Genomic DNA, 22594 nt, shown 5'->3' on the forward strand with positions numbered 1-22594 from the left:
CGACCCCAGCCGTACGGGGGGTCGCGGCGCCTGGGAGGCTGGATCCCGTGCGAAAGCGGGTTGCGGTCATCGGCGGCGGCATCGCCGGTCTGGCGGCGGCGATGCGTCTGCGCGACCTGACGCCGCCGGCCACCGAGATCATCGTGTACGAGCAGAGCGGCGCCCTCGGCGGCAAGCTGCGCACCGGTGAGCTGGCCGGCGTGACCGTCGAGCGGGGCGCCGAGTCGTTCCTGATGACCGGCCCCGACGGCGCCGAGTCGGCCGCGGTCGCCCTGGTCAAGCGTCTGGGCCTGGAAAGCGCCCTGGTGCATCCGCACAAGGTTCCGGCCGCGCTGGCGTTCGGCGGGCGGCTGGCCCCGATGCCGGCCGGCACCCTGGTCGGCGTCCCGGCCGACCCGGCCACGCTGGGCGACATCGCGCACGCGGCGCCCGGTCACGACGCCGACGGCGGGCGGCCGCTGCTGGGCGAGGGTGCCGACGTCGCGGTCGGTGAGCTGGTCCGCGAGCGTTACGGCGCCGAGGTCGTCGACCGCCTGGTCGACCCGATGCTCGGCGGCGTCTATGCCGGCCGGGCCGACCGGCTGTCCCTCGAAGTGACGATGCCCCAGCTGGCCGCGGCCGCGCGGGTCGAGCACACGTTGTCGGCGGCCGTGCGGTCGGCGCAGGCGGCCAGCCGTCGTGTGCCCGGCCGGCCGGTCTTCGGTGCGCTCGAGGGCGGGCTGAGCCGCCTGGTGGGCGCGGTCGCCACGGCCGGTGCGGCCCGGATCAGCCTCGGTCTTCCCGTCCGCGAACTGGCCCGCACCGCCCACGGCTGGCGCCTGCTGCTGGGTCCGGTGCCGGCGCCGCAGACCGACGACGTCGACGCGGTGGTTCTGGCCGTGCCGGCCAAACCGTCGTCGCGGCTGCTGGCCCCGATCGCGCCCACCGCGGCCGAGGCGGTCGGCGGGCTCGACTACGCGAGCGTGGCGCTGGTCGCCCTCGCGCTGCCGCCCGGCACGCCGCTGCCCGAGCTGAGCGGGTTCCTGGTGCCGCCGAGCGAGGGCACGCTGGTCAAGGCGGCCACCTTCGTCACCCGCAAGTGGGAGCGCCCCGAGGGTGGCCCGGTGATCGTGCGGGTGTCGCTGGGCCGGGCCGGCGAGCAGGAGCGCTTGCAGTTCGACGACACGGTGCTGGCCGAGCGGGCCCACCACGAGCTGGGCGAGCTGATCGGCGCGCCGCTGCCGCCGCCGGCCGCCACCTGGGTGCAGCGCTGGGGTGGCGGGCTGCCGCAATACGCGCCGGGGCACCGCGACCGGCTGGCCGTGGCCCGGGCCGCGCTGCCGCCGGGGCTGGCGCTGGCCGGGGCGGCGTTCGACGGGGTGGGCATTCCGGCCTGCATCGCCAGCGGGGAACGGGCGGCGGAAGACGTGAGCAAGGTCTTGGAGGACGCATGAGCGAGCAGCAGCAATCGAACGCGGCGCGGATCAACGAGCTGAACGCGACGATCCGCTACACGATGTGGTCGGTGTTCCGGGCCCAGGCGCCGTTGCCGGCGTTGCGCGACGAGCTGGCGACCGAGGTCGACGGGCTGTTCGAGCAGCTCGCCCATCCAACCACCCCGCCCTCCACCCAAAATCCGACTGAAGGCTCTGCCGAGGTGACGATCCGGGGAACGTACGACGTCTCGGGTCTGCGGGCCGACGCCGACGTGATGATCTGGTGGCACTCGGGCTCACCGGACGCGCTCCAGGAGGCGTACTCGCTGTTCCGCCGTACGGCGCTGGGACGTCACCTGGCCCCCGTCTGGTCGCAGATGGCGCTGCACCGGCCGGCCGAGTTCAACAAGAGCCACCTGCCCGCGTTCCTGGCCGGCGAGGAGGCCCGCCCGTACATCTGCGTGTACCCGTTCGTGCGCTCCTACGAGTGGTACCTGCTGCCCGACGAGGAGCGCCGCTACATGCTGGCCGAGCACGGCAAGATGGCCCGGGGCTACCCCGACGTGCGGGCCAACACGGTGGCGTCGTTCGCGCTCGGCGACTACGAGTGGATGCTGGCCTTCGAGGCCGACGAGCTGCACCGCATCGTCGACCTCATGCGCGACCTGCGGGCCTCGACCGCGCGCCGGCACGTACGCGAGGAGGTCCCGTTCTACACGGGCCGCCGTCGTTCGGTCAGCGAGCTCGTCGCCACGTTGCCCTGACGTTCCTCAGCCGAGCACTGCCGGCCGGGGCGCTCGCGTACGGCGTCCCGCTGTTGACGGCCCTGTTCGTCAGCGCCGGCGACGACTCCGGGCAGTGCCGCGAGTCGGTCGAGGCCGGCTGGAACCTGCGCTAGGCGCGGTGCATGGGGATGTGCGGGATGCCGTCCTCGATGTATTCGGGGCCGGTTTGGGTGTATCCAAACTTGGCGTAAAAGTCGACCAGGTAGGCCTGGGCGTCGAGGACGCTCGGGCGATTGCCGATGATCGTCAATGCCTCGTCCATGAGCCGGCCCGCCAGGCGGGCGCCGCGGGCGCTCTTCGCGGTCACGACGCGGCCGATGCGCTGAACGTCGCCGTCGTCCAGAACGCGGATGTATGCCCGGATCTCGCCGTCGCGCTCGAACCACAAATGCCGCGTACCGGGCTCGTCGTCACGGCCGTCGAGATCGCCGTACACGCATTCCTGCTCGACCACGAAGACGTCCGCGCGCAGTTTCAGGATCCCGTACAGGGTCGTGGTGTCGAGGTCTCGGAAGCTGGCCGTACGCAGGTCGTCAGTTGACTCGGGGTGCATGCCGAAAGGGTAAGCGGCGTGCCGTCACCCGTATCGCGGCGTGCCGTTATAGGGATGGAAGCCCGAGCTGTGGAGGTCTTGATGATCAAGAGGAACAGGCTCTTCGGCAACAAGACGCGGGTGACTTTCAGTCTGCCGGTCAACCAGCCGGCCGGTCCCGTGAGCGTGGTCGGCACGTTCAACGGCTGGGAGCCCGGTGCGCACGAGCTGAAGCCGCGTCGCGACGGGACCCGTACGGTCAGCGTGACCGTGCCGCCCGGCAGCTATCACTTCCGTTACCTGGCCACCGACGGCCACTGGTTCGACGACGAGAACGCCGACGCGTTCGGCCCGCACGGCGGTGAGATCCGGGTCTAGGCCTATCTGTTCGCACCAGGAACACGCCGCTCGAAGGGACCGCCTGACGCTCGTGTCGCGGGGAAGCTGAAAAGCGAATAAAACTACTCATCTTTCGCTAACCTGGCTGCATGACCACGTACGAGACTTTGGACCTGCAATCGCGGGTCGCGCGGTACGAGACGGCGCTCGAGGAGCTGCGCTCGGCGCACCACGACGTCCGGGCCGTGCTCCAGGATCAGGTGCTCTACGAGCGCTGGCAGCAGATCGGCAACGAGCTGGGCTTCGTCGGCGGTGCCGGCGCCGGCTCGAACGGGCAGCAGCAGGATCTGCAGTCCCTCAACCAGCAGATCCCGCAGATGTCGGAGTCCTGGGCCAGCTAGGCCCGGTTGCCACCGGGAGGACGCCGACGGCGCCCGGTGCCGGCCGCACCGGGCGCGCCGCGCGACTCGGCCCCACGATGTGCCGGGCCGGGCCGTGCGGCGGGTATTTTGGCTGCCATGCCCGTCGACACCCAGTACGAAGACCTGCTCAGCCGGGTCCTGAACACCGGCACGCCCAAGAGCGACCGCACCGGCACCGGCACGGTGAGTCTGTTCGGCGAGCGCCTGCGCTACGACCTGTCGGCCGGGTTCCCGCTGATCACCACGAAGCGGGTGCACTTCAAGTCGGTCGCGGTCGAGTTGCTGTGGTTCCTGCGCGGCGAGAGCAACGTCGGTTGGCTGCGCGACCAGGGCGTGACGATCTGGGACGAGTGGGCGTCGGAATCCGGCGAGCTCGGCCCGGTCTACGGCGTGCAGTGGCGCTCCTGGCCGACCCCCGACGGCGGGCATGTCGACCAGATCGCCGGCGTGCTCGACACGCTGCGCCGCGACCCTGACTCCCGCCGCATGATCGTCTCGGCCTGGAACGTGGCCGACCTGCCCGAGATGGCGCTGTCGCCGTGCCACGCGATGTTCCAGTTCTACGTGGCCGACGGCAAGCTCTCGTGCCAGCTCTACCAGCGGAGCGCCGACCTCTTCCTCGGCGTGCCGTTCAACATCGCCAGCTACGCGCTGCTGACGCAGATGATCGCCGAGCAGGTCGGCCTGCTTCCGGGTGACTTCATCTGGGTCGGTGGCGATTGTCACATCTACAACAACCACGTCGAGCAGGTGACCGAGCAGCTGTCCCGCGAGGCGTACGAGTTCCCGCGCCTCGAGATCGCGCCGGCGTCCTCGCTCTTCGACTACAAGTACGAAGACTTCACGGTGGTCGACTACAAGCACCACCCGGCTCTGCGGGCCCCGGTCGCCGTATGACGGTCCACATGATCTGGGCCGAGGCCAACGGGCGCGTGGTCGGCGCCAACGGTGAGATCCCGTGGCGGCTGCCCGAAGATCAGGCCATGTTCCGGCAGCGCACGACCGGTGCGACCGTGGTCATGGGCCGGGCCACCTGGGATTCGCTGCCGGAGCGGTTCCGGCCGCTGCCCGGCCGGCGCAACGTCGTGCTGACCCGCGATCCGCAATGGACGGCGCCGGGGGCCGAGGTCGCGCACTCGATCGACGAGGCTCTCGCGTACGGGGAAATCTGGGTCATGGGTGGGGAAGCCGTCTACGCGGCCTTCCTCCCGCACGCCGACCACATCCTGCGCACGCGGCTCGAGCTGGATGTCCCCGGCGACACCTACGCCCCCGATCCGGGTGAACGGTGGGTCGTCACGGCGTCGGCGGGCTGGCAGACTTCGCAGAGCGGGCTTCGCTTCGTCGTCGAGGAATTAGTTCGCGAAGGGCAATCGACCGAGCCTCGTAAGATCGGCGCAACGCGGGCGGGCTAGTCTCTTCGGCCGACGGGAGGGCCGAATCGCATTCATGATTTATGGGGCGAATCGGTCTTTACGCCAGAGCTAGAAGGAAGAAGTGCCCATGCCGCAGAGCCTCGTGTCGCCGGTGACCCTCTCGGTCGTCACCCCGATGTACAACGAGCGCGAGGCGGTCGACCACTTCGTGGCCCGGTTGCGGCCGGTCCTCGACGCCCTCGCCGTGCCGTACGAGGTGGTCGCCGTCGACGACGGCAGCAGCGACGCCACGGTGGCCCGGCTGCTCCAGTTGCGCGCCGACTGGTCCGAGCTGCGCGTCGTCTCGCTGCGCCGCAACGTCGGCCACCAGACCGCCCTGCGGGCCGGGCTGCGCGCCGCCCGCGGTGACTACGTGGTCAGCATCGACGCCGACCTGCAGGACCCGCCCGAGGTGATCGGCGAGATGCTGGCCAAGGCGCTCGCCGAGAAGGTCGACGTCGTCTACGGCGTACGCAGCGACCGCAGCACCGACACGGTCTTCAAGCGCAACACGGCCGGGGTCTACTACTGGATGATGCGGCGCATGGTCGGCCCGTGGGTCAGCGACCAGGCCGGCGACTTCCGCCTGATGAGCCGGGCCGTGGTCGACGTGCTCAACGAGCTTCCGGAACCGCGCCCGGTCTACCGGCTCGTCGTGCCCTCGCTGGGGTTCTCCAGCGCCGAGGTTCCGTACGTGCGTGAGGAGCGCGTCGCCGGCCACACGAAATACCCGCTGTCGCGCATGATCCGGCTGACCTTCGACAGCGTGACCGGCTTCTCGGCGGCGCCGCTGAAGATCGCGACCTGGCTGGGGCTGCTCAGCTTCGTGCTGTGCGTGGTCCTGATCGTGACCGGGCTGATCGCGTGGGGCACGGGCGGGGTCGTCCCGGGCTGGACCTCGCTCTACATCGCGGTGCTGCTGCTCGGTGGCATCCAGCTGATCTGCCTCGGGCTGCTCGGCGAATACGTCGGCCGCATCTACATGGCCACCCAGTCGCGGCCGCCGTTCCTGGTCGCGTTCGACACGGCGACGACCCCGCCCGACTCGGTGGAGTCGCTGGAGGGGGTCAGCGTGGTCGCGGACACCCGCCGTACGGCCGCTTAATCGGTCTTGACCAGGATCTTGACCAGCCGGTCGAGCTCCTGGGACGGGTCGGCGGCCAGGCCCATGTGCACCGGGCCGGCCCGCAGGATCGTGCTGCGCGGGGCGACCAGCCAGCGGAAACGTTCGCCCAGGCTGACGTCGCCGGCCGCGCCCTTCCCGCCGCAGGTGGCGTCCCACGAGCTGAGCGCGGCCTTGATCGCGGGCACATCCGCCTTCGGATCGAGCGCGAGCAGCCTGTCCTCGCGCAGCTCGGTGCGGGCGGACAGGAAGTCGCGGCGCTGGCAGTAGAGGATGACGCCCACGTTGATCAGCTCGCCGCGCTCGATGCGGGGCACGGCCTGGATCACGGCGTACTCGTACGGGATTCTCACGGCAGCCATGCCTCCGGGCGCTCGGCACGGGCGGAGAGATGTGTCAGGTAGGCCTCGCGGTCGCCCTCGTCCAGCCATTCCCCCGGGACCTGGGCGATGACGTCTTCGAGCAGTTCCGGCGTGATGCGGGCGGCCAGCGCCGGGCCCTCGGTGGCGAGTTCGGTCGCGTACGGCTTCAGAACGTGATCGTCCCACTTGTACGCACGGTGCACGACGGCGGCGGCCCGTGGCCAGTTGTGATGGAAATACAGCGTCGCTCCGTGGTCGATCAGCCAGAGGCCGCCGTGCCACATCAGCAGGTTGGGGTTGCGCCAGCTGCGGTCCACGTTCTCGACGAACGCGTCGAAGGCCACCACCCGCGAGGCCAGTCCGGCCTCGACCGGGTGCACGACCGGGTCGTAGCCGAGCGAGCCGGGCAGGAAGTCCATGCCCAGGTTGGCCCCGGCGCTGGCCTTGATGAGCTCCTGGATCTCCTCGTCGGGCTCGGCGCGGGCGACGACCGGGTCGAGGTGGATCTCGGTCAGCTCGGGCACGGGCAGACCCAGCCGGCGGCCCAGCTCGCCCGAGATCACCTCGGCCACCAGCGCCCGCGGGCCCTGCCCGGCGCCGCGGAACTTCACGACATAGGTGCCGAGGTCGTCGGCCTCGACCACGCCGGGCAGGGAGCCACCCTCACGCAGCGGGGTGACATAGCGGATCGCAGTGACCTGACGTAGCACCCCTAGACGGTATCGGGCCCCTGCTTGCGCAGCTCATCCACCTTGGTCATGGCCTCGCGCAGGTCGGTGAGCCACTGGTCGGTGTGCTGACCGACCAGCTTGACGCACCAGGCCAGTGCCTCGGACCGCGACCGGGCGACGCCGGCGTCGACGAGCGTGTCGAGAATCTGGCGCTCGGGCTGCCGCAGGCGCGTCATGACCGGGGCGGCCAGATGGGTGAACAGCTCGTTGGTGTCGCCGCAGCGCACGCCCCAGGCGACCTTGCGCTGGTAGCGGTATTCGATCTGCCGGGCCACCCGCATGCGGCCGTCCCGGGTGTTCTCACGGAACTGGTGGATGCGCCCGGCCTGCGCGGCGGCCCGGTCGGCGTCGGTGATCTCGGCGCCCAGCTCGGGCTCGCCGATCCGGCCCCAGATGATGATCTCGTCGCGGTCGACGACAACTTCGGGGCGCTCGGTGAACCAGCCGTCCGGGATCGCTCCGGCGACCCAGCCGGGGGCGTCCTCGGCGTTCGGTGGCTCGGTTCGTCCGGGTGGTGCGGTGCGGAATCTCATGGTCGTCCTCCCCCTTGCTTTCTTGATTACATGATTACACCGTTCCTCACGTTGCGACCACCACTACACGTCGGGGTGGGCGCGGGCGGTTTTGGGGGCGGCTGGCGGGAGGGCGGCCTAGCGTCGGTTCATGGACTATCAGGTATCGGTCAAATGCGAACAACTTGCCGAGTGGTACATGCGCGTCAAGGGGCTTGCCGATGCTCACCACGGGCATGCGACGGGTGATCACTTGAAGGCCCTCGCCGGCGAGATCCACGACCTCGTGCCTTCCGAGTGGTGGGCCAGTCAGCCCCAGCCTCTGGACAATCGCGTCCGCAACTGAGGCCCTGATTCGGCGCCGCGGGGGCCACCGAAGCGGCCGGGAGCGGGCACACTGGGCGGCATGGAGTTGCCGATCAATCCGCCGGTCAAGCCGATGCTCGCCAAGCCCGTCGCCGAGATCCCGCCGGGCCAGGTCTATGAGCCCAAGTGGGACGGCTTCCGGTCGATCATCTTCCGCGACGGGGCCGAGGTCGAGATCGGCAGCCGCAACGAGAAGCCGATGACCCGCTATTTTCCCGAGGTCGTCGAGGCCGTGCTGGCCAACTTCCCCGAGCGGGCGGTGATCGACGGCGAGATCATCGTGGCCGACACCGCGCGCAACACCCTCGACTTCGAGGCCCTTCAGCAGCGCATCCACCCCGCGGCCAGCCGCGTGAAGCTGCTCAGCGAGCAGACGCCGGCCAGTTTCGTGGCGTTCGACCTGCTCGCGATCGGCGACGAAGACCTGACCGAGCAGCCGTTCAGCGTGCGCCGCGACCGGCTCGCCGAGGTGCTGAAGGACGCCAAGCCCCCGGTCTACGTCACCCCGGCCACCGACGACCACGAGACCGCCGCGCGCTGGTTCGCCGAGTTCGAGGGCGCCGGACTCGACGGGCTGATCGCCAAGCAGCGCGACCTGACCTACCAGCCCGACAAGCGGGTCATGACGAAGATCAAGCACAAGCGCACGGCCGACTGCGTGGTCGCCGGCTACCGCGTGCACAAGTCGGCCGACAACCGGATCGGCTCGCTGCTGCTCGGCCTCTACGACGAGCGCGACGTGCTGGTCAGCGTCGGGGTCATCGGCTCGTTCCCGATGAAGGTGCGCGAGGAGCTCTTCGAGGAGATGCAGCCGCTGGTCACCGAGTTCGAGGGCCACCCGTGGAACTGGGCCGCCCACATGCAGGGCGAGCGCACCCCGCGCAAGAACGAGGTCAGCCGCTGGAACAACGGCAAGGACCTGTCGTTCACCCCGCTGCGGCCCGAGCGGGTGGTCGAGGTGCGCTACGACTACATGGAAGGCATCCGGTTCCGCCACACCGCCCAGTTCGAACGGTGGCGGCCCGACCGCGAACCGCGTACGTGCACCTACGAGCAGCTGGAACGACCCGTCCAGTTCAACCTGGCCGAGGTCCTCACGAGCCGCTGACCGACGAACTGTCAGACCGACCGGATAGCCTCGTGGCAGCAACCCGCCGTCGAAAGGTCCGCATCGTGCAGCGCCGCTCCCGTCTGGTCGTCGCCGTCCTCGCCGCGGTCCTGGCCGTTTCCGCAGGGTGCACCGTGCCCTCGTTCGCACCCAACGGGTCGGGCGAGACGCAGGCGCCCGCGACCGCCCCGTCCTCGGGGGCGAGCGGCAGCGCCGACTGGCGGCCCTGCCCCGACATCCCGCAGCAGCTCGTCGGTCAGTCCGCGCCCGGCATGACATACGACTGTGCCGACGTGAGCGTCCCGCGCGACTGGAACAACGCCGGCAACGGCGAGACCTACTCGATCGCGATGATCCGCATCCGGTCGTCGAAGCAGCAGGGCCGCATCGGCTCGCTGCTGATCAACCCGGGCGGTCCCGGCGGCTCCGGCATCGACACGTCGGTCTACCTGTCGTTCGGCGAGGCCTTCGGCGGCCTGCCGACCGAGGTCACCAATAAGTTCGACATCATCGGCTTCGACCCGCGTGGCGTCGGCCGCTCCGACCCGGTCAAGTGCATCAGCTCGGAAGACCAGGACGAGAGCTTCGCCGCCACGCCCGACCCGGTGAGCCAGGCCGACTTCGACAAGCTGGTCGCGCTCAACAAGCGGATCGCCGGCGACTGCGCCTCCAAATACGGCGACCAGCTGCCCTACTTCTCGACCGAGCAGGCCGCCCGCGACATGGACTCGCTGCGCACGGCCGTCGGCGACGACAAACTGACCTACCTCGGTTTCTCGTACGGAACCCTGCTCGGCGCCACGTACGCCCAGCTCTTCCCGCAGAACGTGCGGGCGCTGGTGCTCGACGGCGCGGTCGACCCCAAGCAGAACTTCGTCGAGGGCTCCGAGACCCAGGCCAAAGGCTTCGAGCGCGCGTTCACCAACTTCACCAACTGGTGCAAGGCGACGCCCGACAAGTGCCCGATCTCGGCCGACCCGCGCAAGGCGGTGACCGACGCGCTGAGCGCCGCGGCCACCAAGCCGGTGCCCGGCAGCGACGGGCGTCAGGCCACCAGCGGCTGGATCTTCGTGTCGGTGATCTCGTCGCTCTACACCGAGTCGGGCTGGGCCAAGCTGGCCGACGCGATCGCCGAACTCAAGCAGGGCAACCCCAAGGGCGTCTTCACGCTGGCCGACCAATACGCCGAGCGCAAGCCCGACGGCACCTACAGCAACCTGTTCGACGCCAACCTGGCCGTGAACTGCGCCGACACCAACGACGCGCCGAGCCTCGACGAGGTGCGCCGCCTGCAGGGCGAGTGGCGCCAGAAATACCCGCTGTTCGGGGGCGCGCTCGCGGTCGGCATGCTGCCCTGCGCGGTCTGGCAGGGCGGGCGCGACCCCTACCCGGCCGGCGCCGCCAAGGACGCCCCGCCGATCGTGGTCGTCGGCACGACCGGTGACCCGGCCACGCCGTACGAGAACACTGCCGACCTAGCCTCGATGCTGGGCGTCGGGCATGTGCTGACCTGGGAGGGCGAGGGCCACACGGCCTACCCGAACACGCCGTGCATCGTGAACGCGGTCGACTCCTACCTCATCGATCTGAAGGTGCCGCAGGAGGGGCTGCGCTGTCCGGCAAAGTGACGCCGTCGCGCTCCGCCATGGCCTCGAGCAACGCCCGTACGCGGCGCAGGTTGTTCTTGAGCTCCTCCTGCTCCTCGTGGTGGAACGCGTCGGAGTCGACGATCAGCTTGCTGGCGAAGTGAGCCGTGATCAGCGGGATGACCACCAGCACCATGATCGAGATGAGCAGTCCGGCCAGCACCCGGGCCTGCCACGACGCCGGTGAGATGTCGCCGTAGCCGACGGTCGACGCGGTGACGACCGCCCACCAGATCGCGTCGCCGACCGACTTGTCCTCGAAGAAGTGGTAGAGCACGCCGCAGACGACGATCAGGATGGCGTACGCGAGGATCAGCGTGCCCGGCGAGTTGGCCAGCCAGACGATCCCGCGATAGATCCGCTTCAGCGGCGTGAGCAGCACATGCATGGCGTCATGGTGCCTGAGAGGCGCTTGCCCGCGTAGGTCCGCGCGGACATTAATAGACTGCCCCGATGAAGTTCCGCACCGCCGCCCGGGCCGACGTCCCGGCCGTTCTCGCGCTGCTGGCCGACGACGAGATCAGCCGTTCCCGGGAAACCGTCACCGAGGAGGCCGACGCCGCGACCTGGTCCGCCTTCGACGAGATCGACGCCGACCCGAACAACGAACTGCTCGTGGCCGACGACGCCGGCGAGATCGTCGCGACCTGTCAGCTGACGTTCATCCCCGGCCTGAGCCGGGGCGGGGCCCGCCGCATGACCATCGAGGCCGTACGGGTGCGCACCGACCGCCGCGGCTCCGGCCTGGGCAGCGACTTCATGGGGTTCGCGCTCGACCGGGCCCGTGAACGCGGCTGCCGCGTGGCCCAGCTGACCACCGACAAGCGCCGCGGCGACGCCCACCGCTTCTACGAACGGCTCGGCTTCGTCGCGTCGCACGAGGGCATGAAGCTAGCCCTCTGACTCCGAGGGCTCCGACGACTCCGACGCCCAGTTCGCGGCGTTCTTGCGGCTCGGCTGCACGCGCGGCGGCTCGCCCGGCATCTTCGGGTGGTCGGGCGGGTAAGGCATGTCGCCCAGACCGTTCTTCTCGTCCCGCTCGACCCACTCCAGCAGCGGCGCCAGGTCGTGCGCGACGTCGTCAATGGCCGCGTGCGGGTCCCCGATCTCGGCGAACCGCTTCGGCACGGTCCGCAGGTCGAAGTCGTCCGGCTCGACGTCGGGCAGCTCGTCCCACGTCACCGGGGCCGAGGCGGTGGCGCGCTCGTTGGCGCGCAGCGAGTATGCACAGGTGATCGTGCGGTCACGGGCCATCTGGTTGAAGTCGAGGAACACCCGCTCGCCGCGCTCCTCCTTCCACCAGGCCGTCGTGATCAGCTCGGGCCGGCGCCGTTCGGCCTCGCGGGCCAGCGCGATCGCGGCCCGGCGCACCTCGACGAACGACCAGTCAGGCTTGATACGCAGGTAGATGTGCACGCCGCGGCCGCCCGACGTCTTCGGGAACCCGACCCAGCCCAGATCGTCGAGCACCTCGTGCAACACACCGGCGGTGCTCACCACATCGGCGAACGACGTGCCCGGCTGCGGGTCGAGGTCGATACGCAGCTCATCCGGGTTGTCGGGTCTGTCGCCGCGGACCGGCCACGGGTGGAAGACCACGGTGCCCATCTGCGCGGCCCACGCGACGTGCGCCAGGTCGGCCGGGCACAGCTCCACCGCCGTACGCATGCTGGGGAACTTGATCTGTGCCGTCTGGATCCAGTCCGGAACGCCGCGGGTGGGGATGCGCTTCTGGAAGAACGCCTCGCCCTCGATGCCGTCGGGAAACCGCTGCAACGTGGTCGGCCGGTTGTGCAGCGCACGCATGATCCCGTCGCCGACCGACCGGTAGTAGTCGAACACGTCCCGCTTGGTGTAGCCCTTCCGCGGGAAGACAATCTTGTCAGGGCTGCTGAGCCGCACCTGATGGCCGGCGATCTCGATCTCTTCGGCGGGCGCTTTCGGCATGCACCGACCATAAGCCCTGTCCGGCGCCCTGGTGATCCCCGAAGCCGCGCCCGAGCCGTCATTTACCCGGGCGTTCGTTCCACCCGAGCTGTCGTTCCCTACGTGCGAAGCTTCGTTCCCGGGCGTCCGTTCCATGCCTAGCTTCGTTCCCGGACGTGCGTGACGTCGTATCCGGCGTCTTCCAGCGTGCCTGGCGTCGTTCCGGGCGTGCGGCTTCGTTCCCGATGTCGTTCGCCCGGTCGTCGCTGCGCTCAAGACCTGGATGTGGGTAGCTGTGGCTCCTGCTCAGGCCGCCAAACCTGAAGATCAAGTGCAGGATGTCCCGGCTGGGTGGTGGGTGACGGACCGTCGCTCCCGCGGGGACCGCGGCGGCTTTCGCTGGCCGCTGGCGCGTCCAGAACGCGAAACCCACCACGGCGACGTGCGTGAGCGGTCGCGCTCCCAAAGACCAACCCCGATCAGGTCACGCTTCGGTTTGGTAGCGGGCGTGCAGGGGCCACTCGTCGTCGCTTGCGGCCACCCCCAGACGACTCGGAGGCGCGCCAGGGTGAGTCCCGACCAGGCCGGCTTCGGAGCGTTGCCAGAAACGCGCACCCCGACCAGGCCGTGCGCCAAGCACTGTTGCCGGCGCTTCAGCTGTAGCCGCCCTGTCAGATCGCGCTGACCGTCCTGCCGCAGCTCTTGACCACCCCAGCTCTTCCCCACCCCGGTCACTGGGTGGGGCGAGTTAAGCAGGCGGGTATGACACTTTCCCGCCGTCGTCCACAACCCGCTACTTCCCCTTGTCCTACAACCCGCTACCTCTTCAGCGCCGTCAGCCCAGACGCGCTGACCTCCGGCAGCGGTGTCGTTGCAGTGCCGGATGGGGTGATCGGACGCGCGCCGGAGCTCGCAAGCGGCCTCGGCGCTGAATGAGGGCTGAGGTGGCTGGGCCGTGTGGGTGGCGGACTGTTGTGTGGATTCGAGGCGCCGCACTGTCGTCGGGCCTGGACGCGAGGTCGTGCCCGGCGAACACCCCTGCTGAGCCGGGCCGCCCAGCCCGGCCGTGACGCCGAGCTCACCGGGCCTTCAGCCGGGCGCGTGGTCGGGGTGGCCGACCAGCACCCGGGTGGGCGCCGGCCGTGGGATGACCGCTGTTACGCGTTCTTCGGGTCGAGCTTGATCGAGAGGCTGTTGACGCAGTGCCGGGTGTTCTTGGCCGTCAGGTGCTCGCCGCGGAAGACGTGGCCCAGGTGGGAGTCGCAGTTGGCGCAGCGGATCTCGGTGCGGACCATGCCGTGGGAGTAGTCGTCGATCTCCTTGACGGCGCCGGGGATGGCGTCGTCGAAGGACGGCCAGCCGCAGTTCGAGTCGAACTTGTCGCCGCTGGGGTAGAGGGCGGCGCCGCAGGCCCGGCAGTTGTACATGCCCTCGGTCTTGGTGCTGACGTATTCGCCGGACCAGGGCGCCTCGGTGCCGGCCTGACGCAGAACCCGGAACTCGTCGGGGGAGAGGCGTACGCGCCACTGTTCCTCGGTGGTGGGCAGGGTGGATTCGTTGGTCGCCATACATCAAAGGTACGACGCACCGGGGGTGCGGCCGGGGTGGTCGCCGTCACCGTTGAACCAGGGCATGGAAGATGTGTCGCCGGCCACTTTCAGGCCCACCTCGCAGCAGGCTCTCGGACGAGGGCTCTACCTCGGTTCACTCGTGGCAGTGGGGGTGACGCTGCTGGCCGCCATGCTCACCCTGACCGGCTTCATCGAGCCGCCGCGGGGCGTGACCTGGGCGGCCATGTCACTGGTGCCGCCGCTGGGCGGGGCGATGGTGGGCATCCTGGCCGGTCGGGTCACCGGCACTCAGATCAGTGCGCGCGGGATCCGTACGCGGTCCGTCTTCAACGGTGACGTGGCGCCCTGGGACGAGGTGGTCGACCTGCGGGCCGAGCGGCGTGGGGCACGGACCGTCGTCTCTGTCTATCTGAACTCGGGCGCAAGTGTGCAGCTCCAGGCCCCGTACAGCGGCGAGCTCTTCGCCTCCGACCCTCGATTCGAGGGCAAAATGTTCGCTTTGTCCCATCTGTGGCGGAGTCACCGTTTCGGTGGTCTTCCGGGATGATGACCCGCCGAGGGGGCTTAACGGGTAAATCGGGCAATTGCCGCTAAGCTCCCCTCCGGACCTGGAAACACCGGAACAGGAATGGATAACTCCTCATGAGCACAATTCGCCGGATCATCGCCGTCGGACTGCCCGCCGCCGGCCTGACCGCCGCTCTCGCGCTGGGTGTGTCCCCGGCCCTGGCCACGTCGGCCACCGTCGACCCGGCCGCGATGCCGGTCGTCGCCGCTACCGGCTACGGCACCCCGGACGCCACCGACGACGACGAGCCGACCCGCGGGCAGGGCGGTTACGGCACGCCGGGCGCCACCACGGCGACCCCGGACGAGTCGCCCGACACGGACACGCCGGACACCGACACCCCGGACACCGACACGCCGACCCGGGGCAACCCCGGCTACGGCCCGACGCCGACCGCCAGCGTCGACACGGTTCCGCCGGGTGTCAGCCCGACCACCAGCAGCCCGGGCGTGGCCCCGGCGACCACGACCCCCGGCGGCGGCGTGAGCCCGGCCGGAGCGCTCCCGGTCACCGGTACGCCGATGGCCGCGATCGTCTCGATGGGTGCCCTGCTGGTCGCCGCGGGTGCGGCGTCGGTCTGGTACACGCGTCGCCGCCGCAGCGCCTGACGCATCTTCCACTAACGAAAGCCGCCCGGAACCCGGGCGGCTTTCGTTTTTGTGGACAGCCACCGGAAAACGTCGTACCCGCCTGCTTAACTCGCCCCACCCAGTGACCGGGGTGGGTTTTGTTCTGAGAGCGCGACCTGATCACGCGCTGCCGGGGTGGGTTTTGTTTTGAGAGCGCGACCTGATCACGCGCTGCCGGGGTGGGGTTTGTTTTGAGAGCGCGACCTGATCACGCGCCGCCGGGGTGGGGCTTGTTTTGAGAGCGCGACCTGATCACGCGCCGCCGGGGTGGGGGTTCGGTTTGGAGAGCGCAACCCGCTCACGTGCGTCACGGGTGCGGTTCGCTTGGGAGGGCGGGCAACCCGCTCACGCGCTTGCCGTGGCCGGGCTTGTTCTTGGGGGTGCAGCCACACACGCGCGTCGCCGGGGTTGGGGTTTGGTTTGAGCGCGACCGCTCACGCACGTCGCCGTGGCGGGTTTCGCGTTCTGGACGCGCCAGCGGCCAGCGAAAGCCACCGCGGCCCCCGCGGGAGCGACGGTCCGCCACCCACCACTCAGCCGGGACATCATGAATTTGATCTTCGGGTTTGGCGGCCTGGGCAGGAGCGACGGCCACCCACCACCCAGCCGGGACATCCGGATCTTGGTCTTAAAGCACGAACGCATCCGTCCAGAGTTGGCGACTCTTGCCGGACAACGCCTGCATCAGCCCCACTGCCTGATTGTCGGTCAGGCCGGCCACGAAGTCGATCACGGCACGCCCGCGGGCCCGTTTGAGCAGGTCCGGCGTGTCGTCGGGCAGCTCGGCCTCGGCCAGCTCGACCAGGTCACGCAGGCGGCTCGGGATCCGCTCCACCTCGTCGGGGTCGGTGAGCCAGGCCAGCAGCGCGTCGACCAGCGAAGCGACCAGGCGGCCCTGGCCCCGCTGGTGCAGCGCGAGGTCGGGCCGGGCCAGCACGAAACGGTTCTGGACGAACTTGAGGATCTGCACCTCGTGCCACTGGGCTGTGGCGAGTTGCACATGGCCGGAGCGGATGGCGGGGTCGGCGATCGTCTCGACCGACTCGACCAGGCGGCGGGTCCACGTGGCCGAGAACGCCGCGACCTGGGCCTCCGCCTCGAGCGAGCCGTCGAACGGGCGGGCCAGCAAACCGTCGACCAGTTCGGCCCGCACCAGCTCGACGGCGGCCGCGAAGGCCTCGTCGTCGGCCATCCAGCCGTCCTTGCGGTGCAGCTGGCGGCGCAGCGACTCGATCGCGCCGCCGGCCCGGTTGGGGTCGGTGTCGGGGCCCCAGCGCTGCCAGGCCATCAGCTCGGTGGCCACGGCGCCCTGCTGCAGCACGCCGACGCGGTGCACGTCTTCGAGGTCGTGGATCGCGTAGGCGATGTCGTCGGCGGTGTCCATGACCGAGGCCTCGACGGTCTGCTGCCAGTCGGCGACCCGGCCCGCGAACGGGGCCCGGGCCGCCCGCATGTCGCCGGCCTCGGTCGAGTAGGCGCCGAACTTCACCGAACCGCCGTCGGGATCGTCGGCCGCGGGGGCGGCGCCGCGCGGGGCGGGGTCCATGTGACGGGCGTGGCCGCGGCGGATCCACGGGTATTTCAGGATGGCGGCGCGGACCGCGTTGGTCAGGTTGAGCCCGATGGTGGCCTGGCCGCGGATCTCGGTGCTGGTGACGATGCGGTAGGACTGGGCGTTGCCCTCGAAGCCGTCGCGCAGCTGGAGCCGCTGGCGGGCGACCCGGTCGAGAACCCGCTCGCCCAGGTGGCCGAACGGCGGGTGGCCGAGGTCGTGGGCCAGGGCGGCCGCCTCGACCACGTCGGGGTCGCAGCCGCCCAGCTTGTCGGCCAGGCCGGGGTCGACGCGCTCGGCGATGGCCCGCGCGACCTGGGCCACCTTGAGGCTGTGGGTCATCCGGTTGTGCACCAGCAGGCCGGCGCCCCCGGGACTGATGACCTGGGTGACGCCGGCGAGCCGGGCGAAGAACGGCGAGGCGACGATCCGGTCGCGGTCGACGCGGAACGGGCTGGCGGCGAGGTCGCCGGGAGCGACCAACCGGTCGCCGAAGAGGCGCTGAGCCCGGGGATCGTCCATCCGCCAGAGATTACCGGGCCTGCAGGGCGTCCAATGCGACGGACATGGCCGCGACCAGGCGACGGTCCACGTTCGGGTCGTGGATCGTCACGACGTAGCGGTCGCGCAGGCCCCACTTCTTGACCACGGAGAACACCGGGCGGTCGCCCAGCACGAAGTCGAAGTGGTAGGGCAGCCACGACAGCGCCTCGACGAAGCGGCGCAGCACGGCCACCCAGACGTTGGTCTCGCGGCCGATCATCTCGCCGAAGCCGGGCTGCTCGAGGTGCCACGTCGAGCGGATCAGCGACTCCTTGAAGTTCTTGCGGAACAGCCCGATCGGGGCGCCGCCGGCGTCGACGATGTCGTACGTGGCGCCCAGGTCGATCACCTGGCGGGCCTTGAAGCCCAGCACCGGCGTCGTCTTGGTGTCGTCGGTGTAGAGCGTGACCTGCTCCTTGAACGCCATGCGCTTCTGCTGCGCGAAGGCGAGGATGCCGGCCTCACTGCCGTCCGGAGCGGCGGCGTGGATCTCGTATTGGTTGACCATCAGCCGGATGCGCTGACGGACGATCAGCTGCTGCTGAGTCTGAAGGGTGTTGACAGTCACGGCTGAGCAGTGTGTCACAAACTCCATCCGGTGGCGGGACCCTTGTCCGGACCGTCAAACTGGTCGAATGGCGAAGCGAGGACGTAGGGGATCATTGATTGCGCTGGCGCTGGGAGCCGCGGCGGTGTGGGCCGCCCGTGACATCCCGCGCCAGATGGGGGCCAAGGCCAAGGGCGAGCGGCTGGCCCGCATGCAGGCCTCGCCCCAGTTCGCGGAGGGCAAGTTCCACAACACGGTCCCGGCCACGATGCTGGACGCCGCCTCGATGCCGAAGGTCTTCGCCGCCACGCTGCGCGATCGGGAGCGCCGCCACCCGCGCCTGCCCATCCCGGTGGTCACTCCCGACCCGGGCGTCACCGCCGACGGGCTGCACGTCACCTGGTACGGCCACTCCTCGGCGTTGGTCGAGATCGAGGGCCGGCGGGTGCTGCTCGACCCGGTGTGGAGCGAGCGCTGCTCCCCGTCGCGGCTGGGCGGCCCCCGGCGGCTGCACGAGCCGCCGGTCGCGCTGCGTGACCTGCCGCCGCTCGACGCCGTGCTGATCTCGCACGACCACTACGACCACCTCGACATGGAGACCATCCAGAACCTGGTCGACCTGCAGGCCGCGCCGTTCCTGGTGCCGCTGGGCGTGGGCGCGCACCTCGAGCGCTGGGGCGTGCCGGCCACCCGCATCGTCGAGATGGACTGGAACGACAAGCACCGCGTCGGCAGCCTCGAGTTCGTCTCGACTGCGGCCCGGCACTTCAGCGGGCGCGGGCTCGGCCGCGACGGCACGCTCTGGACCAGCTGGGTGATCAACGGTCCGAGCCGCAAGGTCTTCTACTCGGGCGACACCGGTTATTTCCCGGGCTTCGCCGAGATCGGTCAGGAGCACGGCCCGTTCGACGTGTCGCTGGTGCAGGTCGGGGCGTACAACGAGTCGTGGCCCGACATCCACATGTTCCCGGAAGACGGCGTGGCCACCCACGTCGACGTCCAGGCCGGGCTGATGATCCCGGTGCACTGGGCGACGTTCAACCTGGCGCTGCACGACTGGTCCGAGCCGGCCGACCGCACGTGGCGTGAGGCCAAGGCCCGCGACGTACGGCTGGCCGTGCCGCGCCCCGGTGAGCGCGTCGACGTCGACAACCCGCCCGCGGTGGACGGCTGGTGGCAGCAGATCGCGTAGCGGCCGCGCTCCTGGTCTTCGGCAACGGGCCGACCGGTTCGTTGGTGCGGGCGCGGGCGGCGATCGCTTACCCGCCGGTCGAGCGCATCGTCTTCGCCGGGGGCTGGGAGCAGGCCCGATCGGGCGCGGCCGAGCCTCCGGAGGGCTGCCGCGAGGGTGACCTGATGCGTCGGGTCGCCCTCGACGCGGGGGTGGATCCGGTTTCCGTACGTATCGAGTGCCGTTCCCGCAGCACCCTGGAGAACCTGCTCAACGTCGTCGAGGACGGCCTGCTCGACGGTCTGCAGCTGGGCCCGGCGCGGCCGCTGGGGCTGGTCACGCACGCCTGGCACCTGCCGCGGGCGCGTTTTCTGGCCCGCAAGGTGCTGGGCCTGCCGTCGCGGGCCCTGGTCGACGTGCCGGTCCCCGGGGTCTCGCCGCTCGTCGAATACGGGATCCGGGCCGCGTCGAGGGTGTGCTTCTTCGGCGTACGTGACCCGGCCGTCCTGCTGCGCCGCGAGCGCCGGATGGTGACGATGTTGCGACGCGGGGTATAGCTGCGGCCATGCTGCTGCTTCTCCCGGTCTACCAGCCGTCGCCCGACCGGCTGCAGGCGTTGTCGGCCCAGTTCGACCAGGTGGTGATTGTGGACGACGGGAGCACGACGCCCGTGTCGGTGCCGGGTTGTGTGGTGCTGCGGCATCCGTTCAATCTCGGCAAAGGGGCCGCGTTGAAGACCGGTTTCGCGTACGCGGCCCGGGAGCATCCGGGTTCGGCGGTGATCTGCGCCGACGCCGACGGGCAGCACTCGGCCGAGGACATCCGGCGTGTGGCCGAGCGGGTGGAACAGACCGGCCGGCTGGTCCTGGGTGTGCGCCGGGTGCGGCGGATGCCGGCCCGCAGCCGGATCGGCAACGCCGTGACGAGGTCGCTGTTCCGGGCGGCGACCGGGCGGTGGGTGCGGGACACGCAGACCGGCCTGCGCGGATATCCGGCCGGGTTGCTGGACTGGCTCGGCTCGATCCCGGGCGAGCGGTTCGACTACGAGATGACGGTGCTGCTGCGGGCGGCCCGCGATCGGCACCCGATCGAGCAGGTGCCGATCGCGACGACCTATCTCAACGGCAATGCCTCGTCGCATTTCGGGTCGGTCCGTGACGCGGCACGGATCTACCGGGCGCTGCTGAGATTCGTCGTGACTGATCGCTAGTTGCCGGCGTCGTAGGCGGCCGCGAACATCACGGCCAGGATCACCAGCATGACGGTCATGAACTGGGCGGTCGCGACCCAGGCGTGAGGCTGGGTGTGGCGGTTGGCCTTCTTCTGCCGCCTCGTCGCCCGCCAGGCCGATGGATTGTGACCGTGGCGGTAGCCGACGACGATGACGGTGGCCGCGGTCAGAACGGATACGACGCTCACTGCGGAACTCTGGTGGAACGTCATGGCGTGCCCCCTGGAGATGCGTAGCGGTGCCGGATGGAAAGGCCAGTGTGGGGGCCGCCGACCGGTGCAATCCAGGGGATATGCGGGCAGATACGGACCTAAGGTGCTATCGCCGGGCTTTGCCGGGACGAAGGTGGCTGTCGGCTATCCGACTGCCCTCCGCAAGCGGCCCAGGGCCAGGAACGGCGCCAGCGTGACGAACAGATAGATCGAGCCCGCGGTCAGCACGGCGTTGCGCAGCCCGGTGGCGTCGACCGAGAGCCCGCCGAGCAGGGCGCCCAGCGGAACGCCGGCGAAGGAGAGTGCGCCGATCACGCCCAGGACGCGACCGCGCAGGTGGGGCGGGATCCGTTCGTAGCCGACCGCGGACAGGATCGGGTTGAGCACCGAGGCGGCCAGGCCCGCTCCGAGGGCGACCGCCAGCACGGTCCACTCGTCGTCGGTGAGGGCGAGCGCGAACAGCTTGGGGGAGCCGGCGATCAGCGAGCAGATCGCGAACGTGGTGACGCGGGGGAGGCGTACGGCCAGGACCGAATAGATCGCCGCGCCGATCACCGCGCCCAGGCCGAAGACGCCGCCGATCAGGCCCAGCGCGGTCGGTCCGGCGCCGGTGTCGCGCACCCAGACCGGCAGGAAGACAGCCATGAACGCCTGGTCGGCCAGGTTGGTGACGAAGAGCATGGACGTGACGGCGACGACCAGGCGGTCCCGCCGGATGAAGGCGAAACCGGCCGTGCCGCCGGCGGCTCCCGGGCCGGGGGACGGGCGCGGCACGCGGACGGTGAGGGCGACCGCGACCGCGCAGAACAGGAACGACGCGGCGTCGATGGCGAGGACCAGGGCGGGCCCGTACGCGGTGACCAGCAGCCCGCCGAGCGGGAGGCCGACGAGCAGGGCGGCCCGGGCGATGCCGTCGAAGAGTGCCGTCGCGCGGGCCATGGGCGTACCGGAGATCTCGACCGTGACCGGCAGGAGCGTGCGTTTGGCGACGTTGCCGCAGCCGGCGACCGTGCCCGCGACGGCGACCGCCGCGACCAGCCGGCCGAAGGTCAGCTGGCCGAGCAGGTGCAGCAGCGGGATGACGCCGACGGCGACCGCGCTCGCGGCATCGGCGGCGACGGCCACGCGGCGGGGGCCGATGCGGTCGGCGAGCGCGCCACCGGCGATCCCGGCCAGCACGAACGGCAGCGTCTGGGCGAGGGCGACGATGCCGACGCGGGTGGCCGAACCCGTGGTGACGAGGACCAGCCAGGGCACCGCGACCGAGGCGATGTGGCTGCCGGTGAGCGAGACCGCCTCGGCGGTCAGCAGCCCGGTGAGTGGGCGCCGGCTCATGGCATCGGCAGGATCTGCCACTGCACGCTGACCCGGGCCGCGTCGGCCGGGGCGGCCTCGGCGTACTCGTCGATCAGGGCCTTGATGCGCCCGCGCAGTTCGACGGCCTGGGTGGCGGAGAGGAGGGGCTGCTCGGTGCCCAGGAAGAACGCATTCTGCCAGGCCTCCGACATGCCGGGCAGGTCGCCGATCGTCGCCTCGACCCGCTGGAAGTCGGCCGTCGCCACCGCGCGCAGATAGCCCTCGGTCGCTTCGCCGGCGGCCCGGCCGGTGTCGGCGTCGAGGTCCGTACGGGCGTGGGCCGCGCGCCACCAGCGTTCCCGGCCGGAGCCGCCGCCGGCGTCCTCGACGAACCCGTACGTGGCGAGTTGCCGCAGGTGGTAGCTGGTGGCGCCGCTCGACTGGCCGAGCAGCTCGGCCAGTTTGCTGGCCGTGGACGGGCCGCGCTCGCGAAGGAGGTTGAGCATGCGGACCCGGAGGGGGTGGGCCAGCCCGCGCAGAGTTCGCGGGTCGAGGCGTGCGCCATCATCGCTGTCCATGAATGCAAAGGTAG

The 22594-nt window shown here is 70.4% G+C and carries 28 protein-coding genes; 16 read left to right on the forward strand and 12 right to left on the reverse strand.

Annotated elements, in window-relative coordinates; genetic code table 11:
- Positions 1-38 precede the first annotated feature (38 nt).
- Together hemG and hemQ are read left to right on the forward strand one after the other, a co-directional pair.
- Positions 39-1433 (forward strand): protoporphyrinogen oxidase, encoded by a 1395-nt coding sequence (gene hemG, locus JIG36_RS19820; RefSeq protein WP_203377885.1) that lies wholly within the window; start codon positions 39-41, stop codon positions 1431-1433.
- A complete protein-coding gene (gene hemQ, locus JIG36_RS19825; RefSeq protein WP_203377800.1) occupies positions 1430-2179 on the forward strand; it encodes a hydrogen peroxide-dependent heme synthase in 750 nt (249 codons plus the stop codon). Before hemG ends, hemQ begins: the two co-directional genes overlap by 4 nt.
- A 130-nt stretch (positions 2180-2309) precedes the next feature.
- On the opposite strand, the gene JIG36_RS19830 is transcribed toward hemQ, so the two are convergent.
- Positions 2310-2753, reverse strand: a complete 444-nt coding sequence (locus tag JIG36_RS19830) for a GNAT family N-acetyltransferase (RefSeq protein ID WP_203377801.1) — start codon at positions 2751-2753, stop codon at positions 2310-2312.
- Positions 2754-2834: 81 nt separating this feature from the next.
- Here JIG36_RS19830 and JIG36_RS19835 point away from each other — a divergent pair, with 81 nt between their 5' ends.
- The 5 genes from JIG36_RS19835 to JIG36_RS19855 all read left to right on the forward strand — a co-directional run bounded on the left by JIG36_RS19835 (position 2835) and on the right by JIG36_RS19855 (position 6013).
- Positions 2835-3110 carry an isoamylase early set domain-containing protein gene (locus JIG36_RS19835; RefSeq protein ID WP_203377802.1) on the forward strand — a complete coding sequence of 92 codons (276 nt, stop codon included), beginning with the start codon at positions 2835-2837 and terminating at the stop codon, positions 3108-3110.
- A gap of 110 nt (positions 3111-3220) precedes the next feature.
- Entirely contained in the window at positions 3221-3472 is a 252-nt protein-coding gene (locus tag JIG36_RS19840) for a hypothetical protein (RefSeq protein ID WP_203377803.1), read from the forward strand.
- A 117-nt stretch (positions 3473-3589) separates the two neighbouring features.
- The gene (locus tag JIG36_RS19845; RefSeq protein ID WP_203377804.1) at positions 3590-4390 is read left to right on the forward strand and encodes a thymidylate synthase; all 801 of its coding nucleotides are present in this window, start codon (positions 3590-3592) and stop codon (positions 4388-4390) included.
- Positions 4391-4398: 8 nt separating this feature from the next.
- Positions 4399-4908 (forward strand): dihydrofolate reductase, encoded by a 510-nt coding sequence (locus tag JIG36_RS19850; RefSeq protein ID WP_236047603.1) that lies wholly within the window; start codon positions 4399-4401, stop codon positions 4906-4908.
- An 88-nt stretch (positions 4909-4996) separates the two neighbouring features.
- Positions 4997-6013: a glycosyltransferase family 2 protein gene (locus JIG36_RS19855; protein ID WP_203377806.1), complete on the forward strand. Its 1017-nt coding sequence runs from the start codon at positions 4997-4999 to the stop codon at positions 6011-6013.
- Here JIG36_RS19855 and JIG36_RS19860 read toward each other — a convergent pair.
- From JIG36_RS19860 to abmR, 3 genes are read right to left on the reverse strand one after another with little or no spacing between them, the layout of a single operon-like run.
- On the reverse strand, positions 6010-6384 hold the full coding sequence (locus JIG36_RS19860; protein ID WP_203377886.1) for a DUF3037 domain-containing protein: 375 nt from the start codon (positions 6382-6384) through the stop codon (positions 6010-6012). The two genes, JIG36_RS19855 and JIG36_RS19860, sit on opposite strands and share 4 nt — an antisense overlap.
- Positions 6381-7103, reverse strand: a complete 723-nt coding sequence (locus tag JIG36_RS19865) for a HipA family kinase (protein ID WP_203377807.1) — start codon at positions 7101-7103, stop codon at positions 6381-6383. Before JIG36_RS19865 ends, JIG36_RS19860 begins: the two co-directional genes overlap by 4 nt.
- Before the next feature lie 2 nt (positions 7104-7105).
- Complete coding sequence (gene abmR, locus JIG36_RS19870) at positions 7106-7657, reverse strand: ATP-binding transcription factor AbmR (protein WP_203377808.1); 552 nt, start codon at positions 7655-7657, stop codon at positions 7106-7108.
- Positions 7658-7787: 130 nt separating this feature from the next.
- Here abmR and JIG36_RS19875 point away from each other — a divergent pair, with 130 nt between their 5' ends.
- From JIG36_RS19875 to JIG36_RS19885, 3 genes are all read left to right on the forward strand, one after another.
- Complete coding sequence (locus tag JIG36_RS19875) at positions 7788-7982, forward strand: hypothetical protein (RefSeq protein ID WP_203377809.1); 195 nt, start codon at positions 7788-7790, stop codon at positions 7980-7982.
- Positions 7983-8042: 60 nt separating this feature from the next.
- Positions 8043-9110 carry an ATP-dependent DNA ligase gene (locus JIG36_RS19880; protein WP_203377810.1) on the forward strand — a complete coding sequence of 356 codons (1068 nt, stop codon included), beginning with the start codon at positions 8043-8045 and terminating at the stop codon, positions 9108-9110.
- A gap of 65 nt (positions 9111-9175) precedes the next feature.
- On the forward strand, positions 9176-10738 hold the full coding sequence (locus tag JIG36_RS19885) for an alpha/beta hydrolase (protein ID WP_307872802.1): 1563 nt from the start codon (positions 9176-9178) through the stop codon (positions 10736-10738).
- On the opposite strand, the gene JIG36_RS19890 is transcribed toward JIG36_RS19885, so the two are convergent.
- Positions 10689-11144, reverse strand: coding sequence for a potassium channel family protein (locus tag JIG36_RS19890; protein WP_203377811.1), 456 nt, complete (start codon positions 11142-11144; stop codon positions 10689-10691). The two genes, JIG36_RS19885 and JIG36_RS19890, sit on opposite strands and share 50 nt — an antisense overlap.
- A 65-nt stretch (positions 11145-11209) precedes the next feature.
- Between JIG36_RS19890 and JIG36_RS19895 the strand changes: the two genes are divergently transcribed.
- Positions 11210-11659 (forward strand): GNAT family N-acetyltransferase, encoded by a 450-nt coding sequence (locus JIG36_RS19895; protein WP_203377812.1) that lies wholly within the window; start codon positions 11210-11212, stop codon positions 11657-11659.
- On the opposite strand, the gene ligD is transcribed toward JIG36_RS19895, so the two are convergent.
- Together ligD and msrB are read right to left on the reverse strand one after the other, a co-directional pair.
- Entirely contained in the window at positions 11648-12703 is a 1056-nt protein-coding gene (gene ligD, locus JIG36_RS19900) for a non-homologous end-joining DNA ligase (RefSeq protein ID WP_203377813.1), read from the reverse strand. The two genes, JIG36_RS19895 and ligD, sit on opposite strands and share 12 nt — an antisense overlap.
- A gap of 1136 nt (positions 12704-13839) precedes the next feature.
- A complete protein-coding gene (gene msrB / locus JIG36_RS19905; RefSeq protein ID WP_203377814.1) occupies positions 13840-14250 on the reverse strand; it encodes a peptide-methionine (R)-S-oxide reductase MsrB in 411 nt (136 codons plus the stop codon).
- Positions 14251-14392: 142 nt separating this feature from the next.
- Here msrB and JIG36_RS19910 point away from each other — a divergent pair, with 142 nt between their 5' ends.
- Both JIG36_RS19910 and JIG36_RS19915 read left to right on the forward strand, forming a co-directional pair.
- Positions 14393-14800 (forward strand): PH domain-containing protein, encoded by a 408-nt coding sequence (locus JIG36_RS19910; RefSeq protein WP_307872803.1) that lies wholly within the window; start codon positions 14393-14395, stop codon positions 14798-14800.
- Between the two features lie 95 nt (positions 14801-14895).
- The gene (locus JIG36_RS19915; protein WP_203377816.1) at positions 14896-15429 is read left to right on the forward strand and encodes an LPXTG cell wall anchor domain-containing protein; all 534 of its coding nucleotides are present in this window, start codon (positions 14896-14898) and stop codon (positions 15427-15429) included.
- Between the two features lie 649 nt (positions 15430-16078).
- On the opposite strand, the gene JIG36_RS19920 is transcribed toward JIG36_RS19915, so the two are convergent.
- Both JIG36_RS19920 and JIG36_RS19925 read right to left on the reverse strand, forming a co-directional pair.
- Entirely contained in the window at positions 16079-17524 is a 1446-nt protein-coding gene (locus JIG36_RS19920) for a deoxyguanosinetriphosphate triphosphohydrolase family protein (protein WP_203377817.1), read from the reverse strand.
- 10 nt (positions 17525-17534) lie between these two features.
- A complete protein-coding gene (locus JIG36_RS19925) occupies positions 17535-18053 on the reverse strand; it encodes an LURP-one-related family protein (protein ID WP_236047800.1) in 519 nt (172 codons plus the stop codon).
- Between the two features lie 127 nt (positions 18054-18180).
- On the opposite strand from JIG36_RS19925, the gene JIG36_RS19930 reads away from it, so the two are divergent.
- Genes JIG36_RS19930 through JIG36_RS19940 form a run of 3 tightly spaced genes read left to right on the forward strand, consistent with a single transcriptional unit; the run spans position 18181 to position 20473 of the window.
- Positions 18181-19284 (forward strand): MBL fold metallo-hydrolase, encoded by a 1104-nt coding sequence (locus JIG36_RS19930; protein ID WP_203377819.1) that lies wholly within the window; start codon positions 18181-18183, stop codon positions 19282-19284.
- Positions 19266-19820 (forward strand): YdcF family protein, encoded by a 555-nt coding sequence (locus tag JIG36_RS19935; protein ID WP_307872804.1) that lies wholly within the window; start codon positions 19266-19268, stop codon positions 19818-19820. Before JIG36_RS19930 ends, JIG36_RS19935 begins: the two co-directional genes overlap by 19 nt.
- A gap of 8 nt (positions 19821-19828) precedes the next feature.
- Entirely contained in the window at positions 19829-20473 is a 645-nt protein-coding gene (locus JIG36_RS19940; RefSeq protein WP_203377820.1) for a glycosyltransferase family 2 protein, read from the forward strand.
- Here JIG36_RS19940 and JIG36_RS19945 read toward each other — a convergent pair.
- The 3 genes from JIG36_RS19945 to JIG36_RS19955 all read right to left on the reverse strand — a co-directional run bounded on the left by JIG36_RS19945 (position 20470) and on the right by JIG36_RS19955 (position 22580).
- Positions 20470-20682, reverse strand: a complete 213-nt coding sequence (locus JIG36_RS19945) for a hypothetical protein (protein WP_203377821.1) — start codon at positions 20680-20682, stop codon at positions 20470-20472. The two genes, JIG36_RS19940 and JIG36_RS19945, sit on opposite strands and share 4 nt — an antisense overlap.
- 168 nt (positions 20683-20850) lie before the next feature.
- Positions 20851-22041: an MFS transporter gene (locus JIG36_RS19950; RefSeq protein WP_203377822.1), complete on the reverse strand. Its 1191-nt coding sequence runs from the start codon at positions 22039-22041 to the stop codon at positions 20851-20853.
- Complete coding sequence (locus tag JIG36_RS19955; protein WP_203377823.1) at positions 22038-22580, reverse strand: ArsR/SmtB family transcription factor; 543 nt, start codon at positions 22578-22580, stop codon at positions 22038-22040. Before JIG36_RS19955 ends, JIG36_RS19950 begins: the two co-directional genes overlap by 4 nt.
- Between the last annotated feature and the right edge of the window lie 14 nt (positions 22581-22594).

The organism is Paractinoplanes ovalisporus (assembly GCF_016834655.1).
GTDB lineage: Bacteria > Actinomycetota > Actinomycetes > Mycobacteriales > Micromonosporaceae > Actinoplanes > Actinoplanes ovalisporus.